Genomic DNA, 23,184 nt, shown 5'->3' with positions numbered 1-23,184 from the left:
AAAGCGATACCGGGAGCCCGGCGGATCACCGCCGGGCTTTCGTCGTTCTGGGCCGCGCAAAAAGCTATTTGCGGGTAAATGACACGCGCGGCCGACCGAGCGAGCGCCCTGGGTGCGACGCTCTGTCGAGGACTTAACGGTCTTTTCAACCAAGCGTGACCCTCATACGGGCCCGGAAGTCGCGGACTTTTCATGTCGCAATCAGAGCTCGGTCCAGAGGGCGCCCCCGGCGCGCCTCACGCGGCGCCGGAAACGGCGCCTGGGGCCTACGGCTATCTGGACATCCTCGAAGCCAACCAGGACTGCGCCTGGATCTTGCGCGCCGACGGCGTCGCCGAACACGCCAATCAGAAAGCCCAGACTCTGTTCGGCGCTCTGGAAGCGGGTCCGGGCGCCGCCGCCGTCGACTGGCGCGAGCTCTGGCCGGAGGACAGCCGCTTCTCGCTGGACCGCGCTTTCAAGCTCGCCGCCGGCGGCTCGGTCGCGCGCTTCAGGGCCTTCCTGGGCGGAACGGCGAAGAGCCGCGTCTATTGCGACACCACCATCGCGCCGATCCGCGACGCCGAAGCCCGGATCGTCCGACTTCTGGCGACCGCCCGCGACGTGACCGAGGAGGTCGAGACCCACGGCTTCCTGCGCACCGTGCTGCAGCTGCTGCCGCTGCCCCTCACGGTCAAGAACGTCGAGGACCGTCGCTACGTCCTGATCAATCGGGCCGCCGAGGATGCGCTGGATCTGGTCGCCGACGAGGCGATCGGCAAGGCGGCCGGACAGGTGCTGGGTCCCGAGCGCGCGGCGCGGGCGAGCGCCATCGAGGCCGAGGTGCTGCGCAGCGGCGAGATGCAGGTTCTCGAGGAGGAGGTTCGCATTCCGGGCCAGGCTCCACGCCAGCTGCTGATCAAGACCCTGGCCACCTATGACGACATCGGCGCGCGCCACCTGATCACGCTGGGCGAGGACGTCACCGCCCGGAACACAGCCGCGGCCGCCTTGCGCGCCGCGCTGGAGCAGACCGAACAGGCCAGCCAGGCCAAGAGCGCCTTCCTGGCCAATATGAGCCACGAGATCCGCACGCCCCTGAACGGCATCATCGCCGGCGCCGACCTGCTGTCGAAGATCTGCCCGGACCCGCGCGCCCGCGAACTGGTCGATATCATCGCCGCCTCCGGCCAGAGCCTGGAGCGCCTGCTGTCCGACGTTCTGGACCTGGTGCGCGTCGAGGCTGGCCAGATGGTGATCGAGACGGCGCCGTTCGAACTGGGCGACACCGCTCGCTCAGTCGCCGCGCTCTGCGCGCTGCGCGCCGATGAGAAGGGCGTCGGCTTGACCGTCGCGGTGTCGCCGGCGGCTGACCGGACCGTGCTGGGCGATAGTGCGCGCCTGCGCCAAGTCCTGACCAACCTGATCAGCAACGCCGTCAAGTTCACCGATCGGGGCGAGATCGCCGTGGCGGTGACTCAGGACGCCGACGGCCGGACGCGATTCGAGGTGACCGACACCGGCATCGGCTTCGACGAGGCGATGAAAACCCGGATCTGCGAGCGTTTCCAGCAGGCCGACGCCTCGTTCACGCGCCGGTTCGGCGGCACGGGTCTGGGTTTGGCGATCTCGCGCGAATTGGTCGAGCTGATGGGCGGCGAGCTGTCCTGCGACAGCACGCCCGGCGTCGGCTCGGCGTTTTGGTTTTCCCTGCCGCTGGCGGCCTGCGCGCAAACGCCCGCTCCGGTCGAGGACCTCGCCGAAGCGCCGGCGGGCGCGCCGCGCGTGCTGGTGGCCGACGACCATCCGACCAATCGCAAGGTCGTCGAGCTGATGCTGGCTGACGTCGCCGACATCGTCACCGTCGAGAACGGACTGGAGGCGGTCGAGATGTATAGCCTGGCCGCGCCCGACCTGATCCTGATGGACATGCAGATGCCTGTCATGGACGGGCTCGAGGCCGTTCGCCGGATCCGCGCCTTGGAGGCGACGCGGGCCGCGCCGCGCACGCCGATCATCATGCTGACCGCCAACGCGCGGCCCGAGCACATCCGCGCGGGCCGCGAGGCCGGCGCCGATCTTCACCTGCAGAAGCCGATCACCACCGCCGCCTTGTTCGCGGCGATCGGCGAGGCGTTGGACGGGCGCGCCGAAGCCGACGAGGACACGGCGATCGGCGCCTGACGGCTCCGGAAACCGCGCGATCTTTACCCGACCTTCGCACATCCGCGCGATACTCGGCCTTCAGAAAAACATTCGGCGATTTCATGGGCTTGGCAAACAAAGCGACGGTCTCGGACGTGACGGTCCCGTCCGGTGAAGGCGCGCGGATCGCCGCGCGCCTGGAATCGGCGCGCCAAGTCGTCGAAAGCCGTTTCCTGGAGGCCGGCGACGTCTTGTCGCGGGCGGTCGAGGGTGTCGGCGCCCTGATCGCGGGCCTCGACAGCATGCGCGGCAATCTCGACGCCGACACGGTGACCAACACCACCGCCGACCTAGCCCGCGCGGCCGAGTCCTTGAAGTCACTGCCCGACAGCCTGGGTCAGCGCCGCGAACGGGTGACCGAACTGGTCAAGTTCGGCGATCGCCTGGGCGCGTGCATCGAGGAGATGCGCCAGCACCTGGCCTATCTCCGTGTCTTCGCCATCAACATCAAGATCACTTCTGGCGGCATCGCCGCCGCCGGTCCGGAGTTCGCGATCTTCGCCCAGGAGATCTACGATTGCATCGAGATGGGCCGGATCCAGCTCGATGCGTTCAACAACGAGCTGATGGGTCTGGATCACACGCTACGCGGCGCGCTGAGCCACGAGCATGGCCTGGCCCGCGACTGTGTCGCGCTGCTGCCGGCAGTGCCCGACGCCCTGAACGCCAGCGCCACGGCGATCGCCGCCCACCACGCCAAGATCGTCGAGGTCGCGATGAGCGTCGCGAGCCTGGCCCGCGATGTCCAGAAGAAGGTCGGCGGCGGCCTCGCGGCTCTGCAGATCGGCGACATCACCCGCCAGCGGATCGAACACGTCCAGGCTGGCCTCCATTTCCTGGACGAGTCCCGCGAGATCGCCGGCCTGCCGGCCGAGCCGCGCGCCCGCGCCCACGCGTTCGTGCACCGCCTGCTCGGCGCTCAGCTGGCCGTCATGGCCGAGGACTTCCACCGCGAAGTCTCGCGCATCAACCACAGCGTCATCGGCGTGGCCGCGGACGCCGCCGAACTGCTGCGCCTGCGCGATCTGGCCTCGGGTCAGGCGCCGGGACAGATGGGCGGGGCCGAGACTAACTTTCTCCGCGACCTCGAAGGCAATGTCGGCCAGGCGCTGGCCTTGGTCGGCGACATGACCGCCGGCGAACAGGCCGCCGAGACCGTCAGCCGCTCGGCCGCCGTCTCGGCCCGAGAGTTGACCGAGCGCATCGCCGGCATTCAGAACATACGCGCCGACGTGCAGATGATGGCGCTGAACACGACGCTGAAGTGCAGCCGTATCGGCGAGACCGGCAAGCCGCTGGGCGTCATCGCCATCGAGCTGCGCCAGCACGCCATCCACCTCGAGAAGTCGGCGGGGCTGACCACCAGCGCGCTCGAAGGCCTGTTCGACGCCGCCGAGGCGCTGGGTCAGCGCGAAGCCGCGCAAGACGGCGAAGATGGCAAGGCCGCCGCCGCCGCCGCTGTCCTGAGCGGCGCCGTGGCTCGGATCGGCAAGGCCGGTGACGGTGTCGACACCGCTCTCGAGGCCGTGGCTCGCCAGGGCGCCGAGGTGGTCGACATGTTGCGCCGCGCCGCAGCGCGCTTCGACTTCCAAAAGCAGATCGGCTCGGTGCTCGACACCGCCGCCAACGACCTGCTGGACATGGCTGGCGGCGGTGAGATCTCCACCGGCGACATCGCGGGCGCCTTGCGTCCGCTGGTCGATCGGCTGGCCAAGCAGTACACCATGGCCCAGGAGCGCGAGGTTCACCGCACTCTTACCGAAGGTCTGGGCGAAGGGGCGGCGGAAATCGAAGCTCCGGTCGAGGACGTGTCGGACGACGACCTGCTCTTCTAGCCCGATATCGCTCATCGCCGCCTTCGCGGAATGAGCGGTTTCCGGACTACCGGCTGGCCGCGCGCAGGACTTCCGCCGCCAAGGTCTGCAGGGGAACCACCCGATCGACGCAGCCCAGCGCGATGGCTTCCTTAGGCATGCCGAACACCACCGAGGTCGCCTCGTCCTGGGCCAGGGTGAAGGCGCCAGCCTGTTTCATCTCGGCCATGCCGCGCGCGCCGTCGTCGCCCATGCCCGTCATGATCACGCCCACCGCGTTCGAGCCCGCCGAGCGGGTCGCGGAGCGGAACAGCACATCGACCGACGGCCGGTGGCGCGAAACCAGCGGACCGTCCTTGACCGAGACGTAGTAGCGGGCGCCGCTCCGCTCCAGCAGGGTGTGCTTGTTGCCAGGCGCGATCAGCACCCGGCCGCGCCGCACGGTGTCGCCGTCCTCGGCTTCCTTGACCTCGACCGCGCACAGGCTGTCCAGTCGCTGGGCGAACGAGGCGGTGAACTTCTCGGGCATGTGCTGGACGATGACCATGCCAGGTGAATCTGGCGGCAGGGCTTCGAGCAGGACGCGCAAAGCCTCGGTGCCGCCGGTCGAGGCGCCGACGCAGACCACGGATTCCGTCGTGCGCGCCATGGCCTTGGTCGCCACAGGCGGCGGCAGCATGGCGTCGGCGGTCAGCTTCTTCTCGGGCTCGTGGCCAAATCGGGTGAACTGCGGGACCGGACGCTTGGACCCGGCGATCCTGGCGCCGGCGGCCGCCTTGACCGCGTCGCAGATGCGGATCTTCGACTCCAGCAGGTGGTCGGCCACCCCGACCTTGGGCTTGAGGATGATGTCGACGGCGCCGGCCTCCAGCGCCTGCAGCAGGGTCTCCGACCCCGCCTCGGTCAGCGACGAGCACATCACGACCGGGATCGGTTTCTGGGCCATCAGCTTGCGCAGGAAGGTGATGCCGTCCATGCGCGGCATCTCGACGTCCAGGGTGATGACGTCGGGGATTTCCTCGGCGATGCGCTTGGCGGCCACGAACGGATCCGACGCCACGCCCAGGACCTCGATCTGTGGATCCGAGGCCAGGATCGAGGCCAGGGTCTGCCGCACCGTGGCGGAATCGTCGATGATCAGAACTCGGATCTTCCGGGCCGCGATCATGAGGGTCCTTACCGCTTCTGGAACACGGTATTGGCGATCTGCGTGACCGGCAGGTCGATCCCGACGATCGATTCCGAATGTCCCAGGAACAGATACCCGCCGGGCGACAGATGGTTGCACAGCCGGCTCAGCACCTTGGCCTGGGTCGCCTTGTCGAAATAGATCAGGATGTTGCGGCAGAAGATGACATCGAGGTCGCTCTCGATCGGATAGGCGTCGTCCATCAGGTTCAGGCGGGCGAAGGCCAGCTTGCCGCGCAGGTGCGGCTTGACCCGCACCTCGTTGCGCGAGGCGTCGCGCGCCCGCATCAGGTAGCGCTTGCGACGAGCGATCGAGACGGGCTCGATCATCGCTTCCGAGAAACGGCCGGCGATCGCCTGGTCCAGCACCTCGGTGCAGATGTCGGTGCACAGGATCGAATAGTCGATCTCGCGATGTTTCTCGCAGAACTCGTCCATGATCATGGCGATCGTATAGGGCTCGGCGCCGGTCGAGCAGGCCGAGCTCCAGATTCGGATCTCGCGCTTGCCCTTGGCCGCCAGAGCCGGAAGCCCCTTGGCCACCAGGAAGTCGAAATGGGCCGGTTCGCGGAAGAACTCGGTCTTGTTGGTGGTCACCGCATCGATCAGATGAATGACCTCGGCGTCCATCCCGTTCTCGTCGAACAGGTAGCGGCAATAGGCGTTGACATCGTCGATCCGCGTGGCCCGCATGCGGCGGCGCAGGCGGCCTTCCAGCATGGTGCGCTTGTTGGCCGGCATCTTGATGCCGCTGTAGTCCTGGATGAACGTCGCCAGGCGCTGGAAATTGCGGGCGCTGAGCTGTTCGGTTTCGTGCGCCTGCAGGGTAGCGGCGGCGGCATGTCTCGACACGGGCTTCTCCGTTCGCGGCGTCGGTCGCGCGCGCGATCTTCTCGGCTGCTCTAGGCGGCTTGGCTGAGCGCGGCGGCGTCTTGGCTGGTCAGCAGGCGGGAGAGGTCGAAGATGACCACGAACCCGGTATCCCGACGCACGACGCCCTGGATGTATTCCGAGCGCCACGGCACGCCGATGTCCGGCGCGGCCTCGATCTGGTCGTCCGAAAAGGCCGCGACTTCGATCACCCGGTCGGCGATCAGGCCCAGCGACAGCACGCGGTCGGCGAGCGGCACGTCCAGCACCAGGATCCGCGTCGCGCCGGTCGGGGCGATCGGGGGCAGGCCCAGCTTCAGGCGTAGGTCGATGGTCGGCGTGCCCCGGCCGCGCACGTCGGTCAGGCCCTTCAGATAGCTAGGCCCTTCCGGGATCGCGAACGGGGCCTGGTAGTCGAGGATCTCGCGGACATGGGCGACCGAAACCGCGAAGACCTCGGCGCCGAGACCTAGGGTGACGAACTGGCGATCAGCGGCGGCCATCAAGCATACTCCCGGAAGTCGGCGTCGTCGGCGTCCGGGCCGCCGTTGGTCAGGTCGAGGGCGAAGCCGCCGGCGCGGGCCTGCTGGGCGGCGACCGTCTGGCGCGGCTTGGTGGTGGCCGGCTTACGGGTCATCGTCGCGCTTGCGCGCTTGGCGCCCGTGGAAGCCGTCGGGCGACGCGGCGCATGGCCATTGGCGCTGGTGCGGAAATAGGCGATCGAGGTTTGCAGTTCCTCGGCCTGGGCGGCCAATTCCTCGGAGGTCGCCGACATCTGCTCGGACGCCGAGGCGTTCTGCTGGGTGACCTTGTCGAGCTGCTGAATGGCCTCGTTGATCTGCGAAGCCCCGATATCCTGCTCGCGGCAGGCGGCGCTGATCTCGGCGACCAGCTCGGCGGTCTTGCGAATATTGGGAACGAGAGTCTTCAGCATGTCTCCGGCCGACTGGGCGGCCTTGACGGTCTCGGACGAGACCGCGCCGATCTCGGTGGCGGCGGTCTGGCTACGCTCAGCCAGCTTGCGCACCTCCGAGGCGACCACGGCGAAGCCGCGGCCGTGCTCGCCGGCCCGGGCCGCCTCGACAGCGGCGTTCAGGGCCAGCAGGTCCGTCTGGCGGGCGATTTCCTGGACGATGGTGATCTTCTCGGCGATCGTCTGCATCGCGTCGACGGCCTTGGCCACGGCTTGGCCGGAGGTTTCCGCGTCGACCGCCGACTGGCGAGCGATCTTCTCGGTCTGGGCGGCGTTGTCGGCGTTCTGTTTGATGTTGCCCGCCATCTGTTCCATCGAGGCCGAGGCCTCTTCGGCCGACGAGGCCTGTTCGGTGGCCCCCTGGCTGACTTGTTCCGAGGCCGCCGATAGCTCCTGGCTGCCGGCCGAGACGTTTTCCGAGGCCGAGATCGCGTCGGAGACCACGCCGCGCAAGCGCTCGATCATGACGTTGACGTGGCCCAGCAGGTCGCCGATCTCATCCTTGGTGGTGATGGCGACGGTCTTGGTCAGGTCGCCGTCGGCCACGGCGCGCACGGCGTCCGAAGCGCGGCTGAGGCCCTTGCTGACCGCGACCGAGATGTAGAGGGCGGCGCCGACGGCGATCAGCAGCGAGATGACGGCCAGGACGATCAGGCTGTTGCGGACCGAGGCGAAATCCTCGTCGGCCTTGTCGGTCGCCGCCTGCAGCTGGGCCTGGGACAGTTCGACCAGGTCCTGCACCTGGGCGGCGGCTTCGGTGAGCGCCTTGCGGCCATCGCCCATCGAGACGGCTGCCGCGGCGGCGTCATTGTTGGCGACGGCCAAGGCGTAGACGCGTTCGTGGGACGCGATCAGGCGCTCCCAGGCGCTGCCCAGGGCCTGCCACTTGGGCTTGCCCTCGACCGTGGTCAGGCCCTCGGCCTTGGTCAGCAGCGCGTCGAAGGCGTGCTTTTCCGTCTCGATCGAGCTCTCGAGGGTTCTGACCTCCTCGGGCGTGTCGACCAGGACCATGTTCTTCTCGAACCGCGCCACATTGAGCATGTGGATGTTCAGCTGCTCGGCGGCTTGCAGACGTACGGCCGGGCCGTCGACCATCGCGTTCAGGTCGCTGTTGGTCTCGGACAGACTTTTGAGTCCGAACAGCGTCGCCGTCAGCATAAGAGTAATGATCAGGCCGAAGGCCAGACCGAGCTGCAGTTTTATCGTAAAGCGCATGGCCTTGGTCCTTCGGTGCTCGACGCTGGGTCGCCGTCAGGTTCAGTATTCGGTGAATTCGCGGTCGTCCGCGTCCGGACCGCCTTGGCTCAGGTCGAGGGCGAAGCCTTGAACCCGGGCCTGCTGGACGGCGACGGCGCGGGCCGGGGCCTTGCGCGGTGCGGCCTTGGTCGCGGGCTTCGTGGCGCGAGCCGGCAGGCGAACCACCGGTGCGGGCTTTTGCGCGCCGTGGGCGCCGTTCGACAGACGGAAGTAGGCGATCGAGGCTTGCAGCTCCTCGGCCTGGGCGGCCAGTTCTTCGGAGGTCGCCGACATCTGCTCGGAGGCCGAGGCGTTCTGCTGGGTGACCTTGTCCAACTGCTGGATGGCTTCGTTGATCTGCGAGGCCCCGATGTCCTGTTCGCGGCAGGCGGCGCTGATCTCGGCGACCAGTTCGGCGGTGCGGCGGATGTTCGGCACCAGGGTTGTCAGCATCTCGCCGGCCGACTGGGCGGCCTTGACCGTGTCGGACGACACCGCGCTGATCTCGGTGGCGGCGGTTTGCGAGCGTTCGGCCAGCTTGCGCACTTCCGAGGCGACGACGGCGAAGCCGCGGCCGTGTTCCCCGGCGCGGGCCGCCTCGACAGCGGCGTTCAGGGCCAGCAGGTCGGTCTGACGGGCGATCTCCTGCACGATGGCGATCTTCTCGGCGATCGTTCGCATGGCTTCGACCGCCCGGTTGACCGCCTCGCCCGAAACCTCGGCGTCCTTGGCCGATTGGCGGGCCATCTTCTCGGTCTGGGCGGCGTTGTCGGCGTTCTGCTTGATGTTGGCGGCCATTTCTTCCATCGAGGCCGAGGCCTCTTCGGCCGACGACGCCTGTTCGGTGGCGCCCTGGCTGACCTGCTCCGAGGCCGACGACAGCTCCTGGCTGCCGGCCGAGACGTTGTCCGAGGCCGACATCGCGTCGGACACCACGCCGCGCAGGCGCTCGACCATGCGCTGCAGGGCGATGCCCAGGGTGTCCTTATCCGACAGCGGCTTGGTCTCGACGGTCAGGTCACCGTCAGCGACCTTGTCGGCGATGGCGGCCGTGGCGCGCAGATTCTCGGTCATGCGGTTGACCGTGTCGACCAGATCCTTGATCTCGTCGTTGGTGGTGACGTCGACGCGCTGGTCCAGGTCGCCCAGGGCGACGGCGCTGGCCAGGTCGGCGACCTTGGTCAGGCCCTTGCTGATCGTCAGCGAGATCCAGGTCGCGGCGGCCGCGGCGATCAGGAGCGAGCCCACGATCACGACAATCAGAAAATTCCGCGCGGTGGCGTAGGTCTGGTTGCCTTCCTCGTCGGCGATCGCCAGACGCTGGGCATTGTAGGCGACCAGGTCCTCGACGCGCTGCGAGACGGCGTTGGTCACCGAGCGCTGCACGGTCTGCATCATGCCCACGGCTTCGGCGCGGCGCCCGTTCATCAGGGCGTCGCGCATCCTCAGGTCAATGGCGGCATAGGATTCCCATTCCTGTTCCAGCGCGACCCACTTGGCCTTGGCTTCGGGCGATGTCGCCTTGGCGACCCCTTCCTCGACGAGCGCCTGGACGATCTTGCGGTTCTTGTCGGCCTTCTCGTTCTGGCCGTGCAGCTCTTCGTTGTCGTTGGCCAGGGCCATGTTCTTCTGCGCCCGCGTAACCTGCAGCAGGGCGATATTGGCGGATTGAGCGCGCTGAAGCTGGGCCGCAGGGCCCTTGATCATCGCCGTCTGAGCCGTGTTGATCTTGTTCAGCGCATTGATGCCGAACAGCGTCGAGGCGGTCATCATGACGATCAGGAGACCGAAGGCGAGGCCGAGCTTGAGTTTAATCGTGAAGCGCATGATGGGTCCCGGCTCAGGCTTGGAGCGCGTTGAAAGGCGTGACGGTGACGGTCGATTGGCCGCGCGCGGCGAAGATCTGGTCGAGATCGGGGATGACGATCACGTCGCCGTCCCGGCGGGCCAGCAGGCGAATGAAGTCAGCGCGCCACTGGAGGCCCACGCGCGGCGCCTCCTCGGTGATGGCCCGGTCGATGGTGGTGACTTCGTGGACCTTGTCGGCGCGCAGGCCGATCAGGGTCGGCTCGCCGTCCAGGTCGTATTCGATCACCACGATGCGGCTGTCGATGGTCGCCGCCGTCGCTTCCATGTCGAAGGCCACGCGTAGGTCGACCAGCGGGATGATTCGGCCGCGGAAATTGATCACGGCGCTGACGAACGGCGGCGCGCCGGGCACGCCGGTCTCGGGCAGCAGGTCCAGGACCTCGCGCACGAGGCCGGCCTCCAGGGCGAAGGTCTCGCCGCGCAGATCGAAGGTCAGGGCCTCGATCGGCGCGCCTGAAGTGTCGATGGTCATGGCCGGGGCCCTCATCAGCTGGCGGCGCGCAGTTGCGCGTCCTGGCGTTGGCCGGTGGCCACGAGGTGGCCGATGTCGAGGATCAGGGCCACGCCGCCGTCGCCCAGGATGGTCGCGCCTGAGAAGGCGCCGACCTCGGCGTGGAAACCCGACAACGCCTTGATGACGGTCTGGTGGTCGCCGAGGATCTGGTCGACGACCAGGCCCACGCGCTCGTGACCGGTCGAGACGACGACGATCTTCTGGTGGGCGTCGGGCTCCAGGCCCGTGGCGAACATCTGCCGAAGGCGGATGAAGGGCACCAACTGGTCGCGCAGGGTGATCAGGCTGCGGCCCGTCGAGCGGAGATCCTGCTCGACCGACAGCTCCACGCATTCCTCGACCGAGGACAGCGGGATGACGTAGCGGCTGGTCCCGACCCGCACGAGCAGGCCGTCGATGATCGCCAGGGTTAGCGGGATACGCAGCGAGACGACCGAGCCCTGACCCGGGGTGCTGGTCAGTTCGATGGAGCCGCGCAGACCCTCGATGGTCTTCTTGACGACGTCCATGCCGACGCCGCGACCCGAGAGGTTGGTGACCGCGGCGGCGGTCGAGAAGCCAGGCGCGAAGATCAGTTGCAGCAGTTCGTTGTCGCTCAGCACTTGGCCGGGCTGGATCAGGCCGTTTTCCTCGGCCTTGGCGCGGACCCGGGCGCGGTCGACGCCGCGGCCGTCGTCGGTGATCGTGATCACCACCTCGGCGCCGGACTGGCGGGCGGCCAGCACGATCTGGCCGGCCTCGGGCTTGCCGGCGGCCAGGCGCTGCTCGGGCGTTTCCAGGCCGTGGTCGGCCGAGTTGCGGATTAGGTGGATCAGCGGATCGGCCAGGCGCTCGATCACCGTCTTGTCGAGTTCGGTGGCCTCGCCCTCGGTCGAGAGCTCGATCGTCTTGCCGGTGTCGCGGGCCAGGTCGTGGATCAGGCGGCGGAAGCGGCCGAACAACTGGGCGATCGGCACCATGCGTACGACCATCATGGTGTCGCGCATTTCCGAGGCCAGGCGTTCGATTTCCTCGGCGACGGCGCGCAGGGCGATGTCGCTGCTGCTGGCGGCCAGTTGCTTCAGGCGCGATTGGGCGATGACCAGTTCGCCGACCCGGTCCATCATCTCATCGAGGCGCTCGGCCGGCACGCGCACGGTGTCGCCGCCGGCCTTGGCGCGGCCCTCGTTGGCGGCCTCGACCTGGACCGCGGCGGTTTGCGGCGCGGCGACGGCTTCGACGGCTTCCGGGAGCGTTTCGCGCTCAGCGGGCGCGGCGCTCACGTCCTGGATGTCCAGGGTCATGTCGTCGATCACGAAGATGAAGACATCCTCGATCGCATCGCGACCGTGCGGGGTGACCAGGGTCACGTCCCAGGCCAGGTGGCATTCGGTCGGGACGAGGACGTCGAAGTCGGGCACGGCGTCGGTGAGGGCGGTCACCGTGCACTCGCCCAGTTCGCGCAGCTCGTCGAGCAGGGGCAGGGGACGCGTGCCGTTGACCAGAGCGTCGGCCGGCAGGCTGAATTTCACGCGCCAGGTATTGAGGCCGGGCGCGGCGGACGCGGCGGCCGGACCACCGGCGCTGGCGACCACGCGATGCAACTCGGCCAGCAGGAGGTCGCCCGCGGCCTGTTCGGCGGGGCGTCCGTCGGCGAGGGCGCGCATGTGGTCCTGACAAGCCAGGACGGCGCCGACCAGCTCGGACGTCGCGGCGACCTCGCCCTTGCGGACGCGGTCAAAGGCGGTTTCGCAGTGGTGGGTGAAAGCGGCCAGGGCGTCGAAGCCGAACATGGCCCCAGAGCCCTTCAGAGTGTGGAGCCCGCGGAAGACCGCGTCGACCAGATTGCGATCGCCTGGGCGATGCGCCAGGTCCAGCAGGCCCTGTTCGATCTCCTCGAACAGCTCCTGGGCTTCCTGGCGGAAGATTTCGACGGGGTCCTGGCCGCTCACTTGGCGAGGACCTTCTTGACGACCCGGACCAGCTGTTCCGGGTCGAAGGGCTTGGTCAGCCACCCGGTCGCGCCGGCGGCCTTGGCCTGGGCCTTGATCTCGGCGTCGGACTCGGTGGTCAGGAACAGGATCGGCACGCCGGCCCCGGCGGGGCGCTTGCGCAGCTCGCGGATCATCGCCAAGCCGTCCATGACAGGCATGTTCAGGTCGGTGACGATCAAGTCGAAGCCACCGGCGCTGCCCTTGTCCAGGCCGTCCTGGCCGTTGACGGCCTCGGTGACGGCGTAGCCTTCGCCGCTCAGCGCGATCTTGATGGCCTGCCGGATACTGGCGGAATCGTCGACGGTGAGGATCGCGGTCATTGAGCTGCCCCTTGAAGCCAGAAGGTGGCGCGGTCGGAGGTTTCGTCGTCGAGGAACCCGCCGCGCCGCAGGACTTCCAGTAGAGGACCAGTGGCCGGCGTGTTGAGCGACAGGCCGACGCCGATTTCGCCCGCCTTGCGGCGCGCGGATTCCAAAAGTTGGATGAAGGTCAGATCAATTTCAGTGAGGTCTTCGACGTGGATAACCACGGGTTCTTGCTCATGCAGCAAGGCTCCAAGCTGCTCGTGAGCTTGAGCAATATTCGAGATCGTCACCTCGCCGGCGAACGAAATCGATTTTCTTCCGACGTCAGACAATAATTTCGCCCCTGCAGCAAATAAATATCGCCGTTACGCGAATATTCGCTTGCGTAGAACTTTGGTAGGAGCGCCCTTAAAACAAGGTAAATGAGACAACCTATGGCAGCGCGGCAATTTGTCACGACCTGCTGGCGCAGTCGGCTGGCCGACGGATGGGCGCGCGATTCCACGCCGCCCTATCGGGTGTGACCATTACGTATGCGGGTCCCGGACCTTGGACCTTACTCCTGACGAGGAAGAGAGCTTCTTCCCCTCGGTGTCTCCGAGCGGCAATCAACCTCAAAGGAGAGAACCGTGAACAAGTCGATCGTAGCGGCCCTGGCGGGCCTTGCAATGCTGGGCGCCACCCCTTCCCTGGCCCAGGGTATCGGCCACAAGCTCTTCATGCGGGGCTCGATCGTCGAGACCGACGGCGCTGGCCCGGTCGTCTGCATCGGCAAGGCCGATGGGGCCACCGTCGGCCAGACCCTCGAAGTCTACCGCGCCAAGCAGCTTCCGGGACCGGGCAAGTCGCCGCCGACCTACCGCCGCGATCTCGTCGGCCACGTGATCATCGATCATATCTTCGACGACCATTTCGCGCACGTGCGCGTCGCCGACGGCGCCCCCGCCAAGCACGACATCGTCGAGCTGGTCCGGAACTGACTCACCTTGGAGGGGCGGTCGCCAAACGCCCGCCGGCGCCGATGAAGGACATGTGATCCCGAAAGAGCGGGGATATCGATGCGCCTACGGCCAACCCTCTTGAGGCTCCTCGCGGTCGCGCTGCTGGCCAGCGCCTCCGCGGCGTCGGTGTCCGCGCAGGACGCTGATGAGCACGCCGCCCATCATCCCGCGACCGCCGACGCGGACCCAACGGGCGCCATGGCGCCGGGGTCTGCGCCCGCCGCCGCCATGCCATCAACCACCTCGGCCATGCCGGCCGGCGCGGCCGAGGACGCTGGCATGGCGGAGATGGCGGGCATGATGAGGAAGATGGACACGGCGGCGAGCTGTTGCGGCCCCGGCCAGGATAACGGCCCGTTCTTTTCGCGCCTTCTGACCCTGCCGGACCTCGATCAGAAGGCTCGCCAGGCGTTGGCGAGAGACGCGGAGGCGAGGGTTCATCGCGGCCTTGTGCTCGCGAGCGAGGGCGCCGCCGAAGGCGCGCACGCTTCCGACTCGACCGCACGCGCGGCGGCGGCGCGGAAACTTCGGGAGGGCGCCGATCTCTACGCCAGCGGTGTAGCCGGGAAGAGCGCGCTTGAGGGGGACGCATCGGGACCGACGCTCGCGACCGATTGGTTCCGAACGCAGCTTTCGGTCGGAACCGTCCTGTCGGGCGCGCACACGGCGCATCCTTTCGGGATTTCGCCGGCGCACCTGCTGCTGATGCTGTTTCTGACGCTTTTGAGCGCCAGCCTCATCGCCCTGCAACTGTTTCGTCTTCAGCGCATCCGCAAGATCGTCGCCGTGGCGCCGACTGTGTCAGGGGGCGCGGCTGGGGGCGCGACTGGGGGCGGCCGGGAAGCGGCGGCTCCGGCTACCGCAACCGCCCTGGGCGCGGCAAAGGCCGTGGCCCCAAGCAGCGTTGCAAGCCTGGCGCCGCGCAAGCCGAGAAGCTGGACCGGCGTGTTGCGAGTCGCGCAGATCCTGCGCGAGACTCCCACCATACTGACCTTCCGGTTCGCCGATCCAGCCGCCGACCGCCTGCCATTCGACTTCCTCCCCGGGCAGTTCCTGCAGGTCGAGGTGGAGCCGGAACCTGGCAAGTCCGCACGCCGGTCCTACACGATCGCCTCGTCCCCGACCCAGCGCGCCTATGCCGAACTTTCGGTGAAGCGCGAAGAGCAGGGGGCCGTCTCACGCTACCTCCACGACCACGTGAAGGTCGGAGATCTCGTCAAGGTCTCCGGCCCCTTCGGCGCCTTCACCTTCACGGGGACCGACGCCGACAGCATCGTGCTCATCGCGGGCGGCGTCGGGATCACGCCGATGATGTCGGTCCTGCGCTATCTCACCGACACCGCCTGGCCGGGCGAGATCTTTTTCCTCTACGGCGCGCGGTCGACCGAAGAGTTCGCCTTCCGCGAGGACATCGAGCGCCTCGAACGCCGTCACGACAATCTGCATGTCTTCGCCGCCATGCATCGGGCGCCCGGCGCCGTGTGGCATGGGGCCGAAGGGCCGCTCACCAAGGACATGCTCACCAGCGTGGTCCCGGACCTCGCGCGCCGCCGCATTCATCTTTGCGGTCCGCCGGCCATGATGGCGGCCATGAAGGCCCAGCTCGCCGAGCTTGGGGTCCCCGAGGCGCAGCTCCATACCGAGGCCTTTGGGCCGGCGTCCCTGCCGATGGATCCGCTTGAGCCGCCAACCCAAGCCGCGCCCGTGGCCCAACCCGGTCCGACGCCAGCGTCGCCGGTCGCGATCGGTGCGGAGACGACCGCCGCCACCATCACCTTTTCGGTTTCAGGGGTGTCGGCGCCGTTGCCCGCCAATCAGACGGTCCTCGAAGCCGCCGAGGGCGCGGGAGTCGAGATTCCCTATTCCTGTCGTGTCGGCGAGTGCGGCGTCTGCGTCACCAAGCTCGTCGACGGCGAGGTCACCATGGCCGTCGAGTCCGGTCTCGCGCCGCAGGACAAGGCTCAGGGCTACATCCTGGCCTGCCAGGCCAAGACGACCGGCCAGCCGCTGGTGGTCGAAGCCTGATGCGCGAGCGCGGGGACATCCTCGTGGCGATGCTCGCGGGCTTCATCCTGGTCTTCCCGCTGGGGTTCGTGCTCCACGTCTCGTCGCGGTTTCCGGGGAGCTTCGCCGGCGGCATGCTCGGCATTCTCGCCGTTCTGACGATGCTGTTGACGCTCCCCTATGTCGCGGCCAAGCACATCGGCGTCGTCGACCGCGTCCTGTCGAGATTCGTGGCCAAGCCGACCCTCTTGGCGGTCCATGTCTACGCCGGCGTGCTCGCGCCGCTGCTCGCCCTGTTTCACGCGGCGCATAAGCTGGACAGTCCTCTCGGCGTGATGCTGACCGGGCTTCTGCTGCTCACGGTCCTGAGCGGATTCGTCGGCCGGTTTCTCCTGGCCGAGCTGGCGCGGGCGCTGCGTGGCCGCAAGAGCGAGCTGGCCTCGCTCAAGGCGGCCTATCTGAACCTGCCGCCGCCCCCCTCGGGCGCGGAGCCGCCTCGTCCGCTCGGCCGACTGACCAGCCTGCTGTTCAGGCCGGGCGATCCGCCCACGGCGCCGGCGCCCGCCGACAAGGTCGCGCTGGCCGCCGCGCTGTCGGACAGCGAATACGCCGTGCGGGCGGAAGCGGCGACCAGTTCGCTGTTCGCCAAGTGGCGCCTGCTGCACGTCGTGGCTGGCGTCGTCCTCTATGGGCTGATCCTGCTCCATGTCGGCGCCGCCCTTTATTACGGGCTGCGTTGGCTATGAAGCAGTCGACCCTGCTCTTTGGCCTGTTCGTCGTGGCGCTGCTGGTCGTTCTGATCGGTTTTCCGGCGGTCATGCCGACCAGTACGCCGGCCAACAGCGGCGTAATTGAAGGCCTGGTTTCGCCCGGGCCGCTCTCGGCGGCCCACCAGACCTTCGCTGGCCAGTGCACGACCTGCCACACGCCGCTGAAGGGCGTGGAGAGCAAGACGTGCCTGAGCTGTCATGCCGGGCGGGATTTCGGCGGCAAGCAGTCGACCCAGTTCCACGCGACGGTCGCCGGGTGCGCCGCGTGCCACGTCGAGCACGGCGGCGGCCGCGGCGTCTCCCGCATGAACCATTCCGCGCTGCTGGATCCCAAGCTCTGGAAGCATCCCGTAACGATCCCGGCGGCGGCCAGGAATGCCGGAACCGCCGGCCTGGACTGCGCCAGTTGCCATTCGATCCGGGACCCGCACCAGGGCCTACTCGGCGAGGCCTGCGCCAGTTGCCACACGGTGAGCACTTGGCGCGTCGAGGACTATCGGCATCCCTCGGTCAACTCGGCCCAATGCGCCGAGTGCCACAAGCCGCCGCCCAGTCACCAGATGATGCATTTCAGCATGGTGTCGCAGCGGGTCGCGGGGGAGACCGCGCGCGTTGACCAATGCTTCGCCTGTCACACGACCGATAGCTTCAACAACATCCGCAAGCGAGGCTGGTATGATCACCATTGATTTTGCCGGCGACGCCCTCAGCGCCAGGCTGGCCGTGGCCATTCTTGAGCCGACCGGCGCCCCCGGGCGTCGCTGATGTGAACTCCACGTATATGGCCGCGGATCGCCGCTGCGCATGGTGGCCGCAAGTTGAACCGGCGGCGAAAAACCACGTCCCGTCAGTCAGAACCGGCCCATTTTCTTGGAGAATCCCATGCGCAAGACCTCCCTCCTGATCGCCGCTTTCAGCCTTCTCGCGCTGGGATCGGCCGCACACGCCGAAGACGACATGCAAACGCCCGCGCCGGCGAAGCCGGCGACGACCGCCACACCAAGCCCTCAGCAACAGCAGGGAATGCAGCACGGCGGCGGCAAGATGCACGAGCAGATGATGAAGGACCACGCTGCGGGCATGGCCGGCATGAAGGCCAAGAAGAACCCGCCGGCCTCGTCGGGCATGATGATGGGCTGCAGCGACGGCTCCAGCTGCAAGGACAAGAAGGCGCCCGGCACGACCACCGACAAGCCGGACGCCCCCATGCCGATGAAGGACATGTAACTGGCGCTTAAGAGGAAGAAAGGGCCCGCCCCCGGCATTGGGGCGCGGGCCATTTCCTACTTCAGACGCGGGACGCCAGCCTGCGACATCTACTTATTCACCTCGCGCCTGGGCAGCGAATACCGTTCGACATCAACATTGGAGGAGCGGCGTCATGTTCGAGCAAGCCATCAAGACCGTGAAATCCACGCCGCTCTTCCGCGAGCGCTACGACAACTGGATCGGTGGGCGATGGGTCGCCCCGCTCGGCGGCGCCACGTTCACCGATCATAGCCCGATCAACGGGCGCGCCATCGCGGCCTTCGCCTCGTCCGGGCCTGAAGACGTGGAGCTCGCCCTCGACGCCGCCCACGCCGCCAAGGCGGCCTGGGCCCGGGTGTCGCCTTCGGATCGCGCGCGAATGCTCAATCGGATCGCCGATCGGCTCGAGGAAAACCTCGAGTTCTTCGCGCTCGCCGAGACGATCGACAATGGCAAACCGATCCGCGAGACGCGCGCCGCCGACGTTCCCTTGGCGATCGACCATTTCCGCTATTTCGCCGGCTGCATCCGGGCCGAGGAAGGCGCGATCTCGACCATCGATGACGACACGATCGCCTATCATTTCCGCGAGCCGCTCGGCGTGGTCGGCCAGATCATCCCGTGGAATTTCCCGCTGCTGATGGCCGCGTGGAAAATCGCCCCGGCCTTGGCGGCGGGCAACTGCACCGTGATCAAGCCCGCGTCTCAGACGCCGCTGACCCTTTTGCTCTTCGCCGAGTTGACGGCCGACATCCTGCCGCCCGGCGTCCTCAATGTGCTGACCGGTCCCGGCGGGACCGTCGGTCGCGCGATCGCCGAAAATCCGCGGATCGCCAAGGTCTCCTTCACCGGGGAGACGACGACCGGGCGCCAGATCATGCACTACGCCGCCGACCACCTGATCCCCCAGACGATGGAGCTCGGCGGCAAGTCGGCCAACATCTTCCTGCCCGACGTGATGGATCGGGACGATCGCTTCCTCGACAAGGCCCTCGAGGGGTTTGCGCTTTTCGCGTTCAACAAGGGCGAGGTCTGCACCTGTCCGTCACGCGCGCTGGTCCACGAATCGATCTTCGACAGGTTCATGGAAAGGGCGCTGGCCCGCGTTGCGGCCATCCGTCAGGGCGACCCGCTGGATGCGGCCACTCAAGTCGGCGCCCAGGCTTCCGAAGACCAACTGCACAAGATCCTCGGCTACGTCGAGATCGGGAAGGCCGAAGGCGCCGAATGCCTGATCGGCGGAGAGCGAGCGCTTCCAGGCGGCGAGCTGGACCGGGGCTATTTCGTCCAACCGACGGTGTTCGTCGGTGAGAACCGCATGCGGATCTTCCAGGAAGAGATTTTCGGCCCCGTGCTTTCGGTGACGCGGTTCAGCACCGTCGAGGAGGCGATCGATATCGCCAATGACACGCCCTACGGCCTTGGCGGCGGCGTCTGGTCGCGCAACGGCAACAACGCCTATCGCGTCGGCCGCGCCCTGCAAGCCGGACGCGTCTGGACGAACTGCTACCACGTCTACCCGGCCCACGCGGCGTTCGGTGGCTACAAGGCCTCGGGCTTCGGCCGCGAGAACCACAAGATGATGCTGGATCACTACCAGCAAACCAAGAACCTCCTGGTCTCGTACGACGAGGCCCCCCTGGGTCTGTTCTGATCGGCTGCCCTGGACGCCCCAGGGAATAGGCAATGAAGGCGGCCCTAGCGCCTTCGCCAGCCGCTGCTGGTCATCACATCGACATTCGCTTGAAAGCCACCTCGATGCTTCCCGTCCGCTCGTCCGCCGCCCCCGTCGGAAGGCGCCAGCTCGTTGGCGGCCTTGCGATGGGCGCCTCGCTGGCGCTCCTCGGAAACCCCGCCTGGGCCGTTGCGGCCCAGCGCGCGGCGGCCGAACTCGCCGGCCCCGACTTCGAGCTCGAGATCAGCAAGATCGCTGTCAATCTGACGGGACGGCCCCGCTTCGCGACCGCGGTCAACGGCGCCACGCCAGGCCCGACCCTGCGCTTCCGCGAGGGCGACGTGGTCACCCTCCGCGTCACCAATCGCCTCGACGAGATGACCAGCATCCATTGGCATGGACTCATCGTTCCCGCCGACATGGACGGCGTGCCGGGGATTAGTTTCGGCGGGATCGCTCCCGGCGAGACCTTCACCTATCGCTTCGAAGTCAGGCAGCACGGCACATACTGGTACCACGCGCATACGCTCGCCGAGCAGACGGGTCTGTTCGGCGCGATCATCATCGCTCCAAGGGACGAGGCGGTCGTCGGCGACAAGGTTCAGAGGGACCATGTTGTCATGCTGAGCGACTGGACGGACGAGCCGCCGCTGCAGGTCTTTCTCAATCTGAAGAAGCAGTCCGACTACTACAATTTCGCCCAGCCGACCGCCGGCGATTTCCTCAAGGACGTCAAGGCGCTCGGTCTTGGGGAGGCCGTCAGGCGGCGGGACATGTGGGGCCGCGCCCGCATGAACCCGACGGACTACAGCGACGTCTCGGCGACCACCTACGCCTATCTGCTGAACGGCGCGCCGCCGTCCGGCAATTGGACCGCGGTGGCGCTGCCCGGAGAGCTGGTCCGGCTTCGCTTCATCGGCGCGGGGACGGCGACATTCTTCGACGTGCGCATTCCCGGACTGCCGTTGACCATTGTCTCGACCGATGGGCAGTCGGTCCACCCGGTCACCGTCGATGAGTTTCGCATTGGACCCGGAGAAACCTACGACGTCCTCTTCACGATGCCGGACGAGCGAGCCTACACGATCTTCGCGCAGGCGATGGATCGCACCGGGTATGCGCGGGGCACGGTCGCGCCGCGCACGGGCATGGCCGCAGACGTCCCCGCGCTGGATCCGAGGCCATGGCTGGACCCGGTCGACATGATGGGCGCCATGGCGGCCATGGACATGCCGGCCGGCGCGCATGGGATGCTGGAAACGCCGCCCAAGGCGCGGCACGCCCGCACCGAATATGGCGCGAACACCGACATGCGGGTCGACTATCCGCGCGCCAACCTCGACGATCCCGGCGCCGGTCTACGCAAGCGGACGCACCGGGTTCTGACCTATGCCGACCTCAAGTCCGACGCCCCGGATCCTGACCCGCGCCCCGCTGAGCGCGAGATCGAACTCCACCTCACGGGCAATATGGAGCGCTTCGTCTGGGCGCTGGACGGCGTCAAGCTCAACGACTCCAAGCCGCTCCATTTTCCGGCGAACCAGCGGCTGCGCATGACTCTGGTGAACGACACGATGATGAGCCATCCCATGCATCTGCATGGGATGTGGAGCGATCTGGAGACGCCTGACGGCGCGTTCCAGGTCCGCAAGCATACGATCGTGGTGCAGCCGGCGCAGCGGGTCAGCTTTCGCGTCACCGCCGACGCGGTGGGACGATGGGCGTTCCACTGCCATCTGCTCTACCACATGGCGGCCGGGATGTTCCGGGAAGTCGTGGTCGCATGAGCCAGCCACGAACCTTGAGGGCGGCGGCCATCGGCCTGGCCTGCGCCGTCGCTCTGCCGATGTCCGCCTTCGCCCAGGAGGCGGAGCGGCCGTCTGCCAATCCCGCGGCCGAACCGCCGGCGCGATCCGAGCATCAGGACCATGGCGCCATGGCGATGCCCGACATGGAAAGCGTGAAGCCCTCGGGAAGCCAAACGGCGGACATGGGCCGGATGCAGGGCGGACACGCCCCGGCGGACGCCCGCAATCCGGACGACTATTCGGACGGATACGCGAACTCGACGCTGCCCAACTATGAGATGGCCGACAGGTTGTCGACGCCCAAGGTCCTGGTCGAAGAACTCGAGTTCGTTTCCGGAAACGAAGGGCAGGGCGCGAACTGGTCATTTCTGGTGACCAAGGGGCAGGACGCCGACAAGCTGTGGATCCGCAGCCAAGGGCTGAAGACCGCGCGTGAACGGCTCGACCCGGAATCGAGCGCCGAGCTTCTGTGGTGGCACAGCCGATCGCCGTTCTGGGGGACGCTGCTCGGCGTTCGCCAGGACATCGGCAAAGGGGCGACGACCTGGCTTGCCGTCGGCCTCGAGGGTTTGGCGCCTTACTGGTTCGACGTGCAATTGACCGGCTATGCAGGTGACGACGGCCGGATCGCCGGCCGGTTCAAGGCGTCGTACGACGTTCGTCTCGGCAACCGCCTCATCCTCTCGCCGCAGGTCGAATCCAATATCTACAGCAAGCCGTCGCGCGATCGCGAGCTGGGTAGCGGCCTCAGTAACGTGGAACTGGGTGGTCGACTTCGGTACGAAGTCACACGCAAGTTCGCGCCCTATGTGGGGTTCGTCTGGGAGCGAGCGTTCGGAGGCACGGCCGACTTTCGACGCGCGGACGGAGGCGCGATCAACGAGCGCCGCGTCGCCGCCGGCGTACGGTTGTGGTGGTAAAAAGTCTCTAAATCAAACATTTAGAGCATGATAGCCGCCGAAACCGCTCACACTTTCGGCTACACGCTCTAGCGCTTGGCGCGCCCCATACCGGCGGCAAAGGCGATCCTCAGGGCGTCGGAAAGACTATGGACGCCAAGCTTGGTCATCAGGCTTGCACGATGAACCTCGACCGTTCGCGAAGACACGCCTAGATCATAGGCGATGGTCTTGTTGGGATAGCCTTGGGCCAGCCCTTCCAGGACCTCCTGTTCGCGCGGGGTTAGCGCCGCGACACGCACCAACGCTTCAGTCTCTTCCACCGCCCGAACGTCGGCGTTGTCGAGGCGAGCGAACGCGCGCGCGATCGCGTCCAGCAAGGCCGCCTTCTCGAACGGTTTCTCGAGGAAGTCGATCGCTCCGGCCTTCATGGCCTGAACGGCGACCGAGATGTCGCCGTGTCCCGTGAAGACCACGACAGGCATGTTGATCCCGCGAGCCGCCATCTCGGTCTGCACCTGAAGCCCGTCTATTTCGGGCATCCGGACATCGAGAAGCACACAGCCGGCCTCCACGCTTCGGGCGACTTTCAGGAACTCGACGCCAGACGCATAGGCTTGCACGAGATAGCCCGAGGATCGCAGCATGAATCCCGCGGACTTCCTGATGGCCTCCTCGTCGTCGACCAGATGGACGATTCGTTTGTCTCTCATTCTCTTCATGCATCGGGTGATCTGGCGGGGAAGCGCTACAAGAGGGGTTACGCATCCAGTCGGACCGCCCCCTCAAAATCGTCAGCGCCTAAATCGCCTTTCCCTTGGTGATGCGGTCCAAGAAGCGACCCAAAGGCCGG

General features: G+C 67.2%; 20 protein-coding genes. 10 read left to right on the top strand and 10 right to left on the bottom strand.

The features are described from left to right. Positions 1-192 precede the first annotated feature (192 nt). The gene (locus tag ABIC66_RS02955; RefSeq protein WP_354067891.1) at positions 193-2,163 is read left to right on the top strand and encodes a hybrid sensor histidine kinase/response regulator; all 1,971 of its coding nucleotides are present in this window, start codon (positions 193-195) and stop codon (positions 2,161-2,163) included. Positions 2,164-2,246: 83 nt separating this feature from the next. Further along, entirely contained in the window at positions 2,247-4,019 is a 1,773-nt protein-coding gene (locus ABIC66_RS02950; protein ID WP_354067890.1) for a hypothetical protein, read from the top strand. A gap of 46 nt (positions 4,020-4,065) precedes the next feature. On the opposite strand, the gene ABIC66_RS02945 is transcribed toward ABIC66_RS02950, so the two are convergent. The 9 genes from ABIC66_RS02945 to ABIC66_RS02905 all read right to left on the bottom strand — a co-directional run bounded on the left by ABIC66_RS02945 (position 4,066) and on the right by ABIC66_RS02905 (position 13,258). Then, positions 4,066-5,166, bottom strand: a complete 1,101-nt coding sequence (locus tag ABIC66_RS02945; protein ID WP_354067889.1) for a protein-glutamate methylesterase/protein-glutamine glutaminase — start codon at positions 5,164-5,166, stop codon at positions 4,066-4,068. Between the two features lie 8 nt (positions 5,167-5,174). After that, the gene (locus tag ABIC66_RS02940) at positions 5,175-6,038 is read right to left on the bottom strand and encodes a CheR family methyltransferase (RefSeq protein WP_354067888.1); all 864 of its coding nucleotides are present in this window, start codon (positions 6,036-6,038) and stop codon (positions 5,175-5,177) included. Positions 6,039-6,088: 50 nt separating this feature from the next. Further along, positions 6,089-6,559 (bottom strand): chemotaxis protein CheW, encoded by a 471-nt coding sequence (locus ABIC66_RS02935; protein ID WP_354067887.1) that lies wholly within the window; start codon positions 6,557-6,559, stop codon positions 6,089-6,091. Continuing rightward, positions 6,559-8,187 (bottom strand): methyl-accepting chemotaxis protein, encoded by a 1,629-nt coding sequence (locus ABIC66_RS02930; RefSeq protein WP_502910301.1) that lies wholly within the window; start codon positions 8,185-8,187, stop codon positions 6,559-6,561. The genes ABIC66_RS02935 and ABIC66_RS02930 overlap by 1 nt, the downstream gene beginning before the upstream one ends. 99 nt (positions 8,188-8,286) lie before the next feature. Next, positions 8,287-10,092 carry a methyl-accepting chemotaxis protein gene (locus ABIC66_RS02925; RefSeq protein ID WP_354067885.1) on the bottom strand — a complete coding sequence of 602 codons (1,806 nt, stop codon included), beginning with the start codon at positions 10,090-10,092 and terminating at the stop codon, positions 8,287-8,289. A gap of 13 nt (positions 10,093-10,105) precedes the next feature. Then, positions 10,106-10,606, bottom strand: a complete 501-nt coding sequence (locus ABIC66_RS02920) for a chemotaxis protein CheW (RefSeq protein WP_354067884.1) — start codon at positions 10,604-10,606, stop codon at positions 10,106-10,108. Positions 10,607-10,620: 14 nt separating this feature from the next. Then, complete coding sequence (locus ABIC66_RS02915; protein WP_354067883.1) at positions 10,621-12,579, bottom strand: chemotaxis protein CheA; 1,959 nt, start codon at positions 12,577-12,579, stop codon at positions 10,621-10,623. Next, positions 12,576-12,941, bottom strand: a complete 366-nt coding sequence (locus tag ABIC66_RS02910) for a response regulator (RefSeq protein ID WP_252632901.1) — start codon at positions 12,939-12,941, stop codon at positions 12,576-12,578. Before ABIC66_RS02910 ends, ABIC66_RS02915 begins: the two co-directional genes overlap by 4 nt. Further along, a complete protein-coding gene (locus ABIC66_RS02905) occupies positions 12,938-13,258 on the bottom strand; it encodes an STAS domain-containing protein (RefSeq protein WP_354067882.1) in 321 nt (106 codons plus the stop codon). Before ABIC66_RS02905 ends, ABIC66_RS02910 begins: the two co-directional genes overlap by 4 nt. 297 nt (positions 13,259-13,555) lie before the next feature. Here ABIC66_RS02905 and ABIC66_RS02900 point away from each other — a divergent pair, with 297 nt between their 5' ends. The 8 genes from ABIC66_RS02900 (at position 13,556) to ABIC66_RS02865 (ending at position 22,352) form a co-directional block, all read left to right on the top strand. Next, positions 13,556-13,906 (top strand): hypothetical protein, encoded by a 351-nt coding sequence (locus ABIC66_RS02900; RefSeq protein WP_354067881.1) that lies wholly within the window; start codon positions 13,556-13,558, stop codon positions 13,904-13,906. A 99-nt stretch (positions 13,907-14,005) separates the two neighbouring features. Then, positions 14,006-15,952, top strand: a complete 1,947-nt coding sequence (locus ABIC66_RS02895; RefSeq protein WP_354067880.1) for a 2Fe-2S iron-sulfur cluster-binding protein — start codon at positions 14,006-14,008, stop codon at positions 15,950-15,952. After that, on the top strand, positions 15,952-16,677 hold the full coding sequence (locus tag ABIC66_RS02890; protein ID WP_354067879.1) for a hypothetical protein: 726 nt from the start codon (positions 15,952-15,954) through the stop codon (positions 16,675-16,677). Before ABIC66_RS02895 ends, ABIC66_RS02890 begins: the two co-directional genes overlap by 1 nt. Continuing rightward, positions 16,674-17,390: a cytochrome C gene (locus ABIC66_RS02885; RefSeq protein ID WP_354067878.1), complete on the top strand. Its 717-nt coding sequence runs from the start codon at positions 16,674-16,676 to the stop codon at positions 17,388-17,390. Before ABIC66_RS02890 ends, ABIC66_RS02885 begins: the two co-directional genes overlap by 4 nt. 193 nt (positions 17,391-17,583) lie before the next feature. Next, positions 17,584-17,928: a hypothetical protein gene (locus ABIC66_RS02880; RefSeq protein WP_354067877.1), complete on the top strand. Its 345-nt coding sequence runs from the start codon at positions 17,584-17,586 to the stop codon at positions 17,926-17,928. A gap of 154 nt (positions 17,929-18,082) precedes the next feature. Then, positions 18,083-19,603 (top strand): aldehyde dehydrogenase family protein, encoded by a 1,521-nt coding sequence (locus ABIC66_RS02875; protein ID WP_354067876.1) that lies wholly within the window; start codon positions 18,083-18,085, stop codon positions 19,601-19,603. Between the two features lie 104 nt (positions 19,604-19,707). Then, positions 19,708-21,411: a copper resistance system multicopper oxidase gene (locus ABIC66_RS02870; protein ID WP_354067875.1), complete on the top strand. Its 1,704-nt coding sequence runs from the start codon at positions 19,708-19,710 to the stop codon at positions 21,409-21,411. Then, complete coding sequence (locus ABIC66_RS02865) at positions 21,408-22,352, top strand: copper resistance protein B (protein ID WP_354067874.1); 945 nt, start codon at positions 21,408-21,410, stop codon at positions 22,350-22,352. The genes ABIC66_RS02870 and ABIC66_RS02865 overlap by 4 nt, the downstream gene beginning before the upstream one ends. Positions 22,353-22,420: 68 nt before the next feature. Here ABIC66_RS02865 and ABIC66_RS02860 read toward each other — a convergent pair whose 3' ends face one another. Next, on the bottom strand, positions 22,421-23,044 hold the full coding sequence (locus ABIC66_RS02860) for a response regulator transcription factor (protein WP_354067873.1): 624 nt from the start codon (positions 23,042-23,044) through the stop codon (positions 22,421-22,423). Positions 23,045-23,184 lie beyond the last annotated feature (140 nt).

This window comes from Caulobacter sp. 1776, from assembly GCF_040545685.1.
Classification (GTDB): Bacteria; Pseudomonadota; Alphaproteobacteria; order Caulobacterales; family Caulobacteraceae; genus Caulobacter.
The sequence above is the reverse complement of the archived record's forward strand: the minus strand, read 5'-3'. Positions and strand labels throughout refer to the sequence as shown.

Excerpts from the sequence above, each read along its gene's own strand:
- ABIC66_RS02955 (WP_354067891.1), top strand. The coding sequence starts at position 193 with ATGTCGCAATCAGAGCTCGGTCCAGAGGGCGCCCCCGGCGCGCCTCAC.
- ABIC66_RS02950 (WP_354067890.1), top strand. The coding sequence starts at position 2,247 with ATGGGCTTGGCAAACAAAGCGACGGTCTCGGACGTGACGGTCCCGTCC.
- ABIC66_RS02945 (WP_354067889.1), bottom strand. The coding sequence starts at position 5,166 with ATGATCGCGGCCCGGAAGATCCGAGTTCTGATCATCGACGATTCCGCC.
- ABIC66_RS02935 (WP_354067887.1), bottom strand. The coding sequence starts at position 6,559 with ATGGCCGCCGCTGATCGCCAGTTCGTCACCCTAGGTCTCGGCGCCGAG.
- ABIC66_RS02930 (WP_502910301.1), bottom strand. The coding sequence starts at position 8,187 with ATGCTGACGGCGACGCTGTTCGGACTCAAAAGTCTGTCCGAGACCAAC.
- ABIC66_RS02925 (WP_354067885.1), bottom strand. The coding sequence starts at position 10,092 with ATGCGCTTCACGATTAAACTCAAGCTCGGCCTCGCCTTCGGTCTCCTG.
- ABIC66_RS02920 (WP_354067884.1), bottom strand. The coding sequence starts at position 10,606 with ATGACCATCGACACTTCAGGCGCGCCGATCGAGGCCCTGACCTTCGAT.
- ABIC66_RS02910 (WP_252632901.1), bottom strand. The coding sequence starts at position 12,941 with ATGACCGCGATCCTCACCGTCGACGATTCCGCCAGTATCCGGCAGGCC.
- ABIC66_RS02890 (WP_354067879.1), top strand. The coding sequence starts at position 15,952 with ATGCGCGAGCGCGGGGACATCCTCGTGGCGATGCTCGCGGGCTTCATC.
- ABIC66_RS02885 (WP_354067878.1), top strand. The coding sequence starts at position 16,674 with ATGAAGCAGTCGACCCTGCTCTTTGGCCTGTTCGTCGTGGCGCTGCTG.
- ABIC66_RS02880 (WP_354067877.1), top strand. The coding sequence starts at position 17,584 with ATGCGCAAGACCTCCCTCCTGATCGCCGCTTTCAGCCTTCTCGCGCTG.
- ABIC66_RS02875 (WP_354067876.1), top strand. The coding sequence starts at position 18,083 with ATGTTCGAGCAAGCCATCAAGACCGTGAAATCCACGCCGCTCTTCCGC.
- ABIC66_RS02870 (WP_354067875.1), top strand. The coding sequence starts at position 19,708 with ATGCTTCCCGTCCGCTCGTCCGCCGCCCCCGTCGGAAGGCGCCAGCTC.
- ABIC66_RS02865 (WP_354067874.1), top strand. The coding sequence starts at position 21,408 with ATGAGCCAGCCACGAACCTTGAGGGCGGCGGCCATCGGCCTGGCCTGC.
- ABIC66_RS02860 (WP_354067873.1), bottom strand. The coding sequence starts at position 23,044 with ATGAGAGACAAACGAATCGTCCATCTGGTCGACGACGAGGAGGCCATC.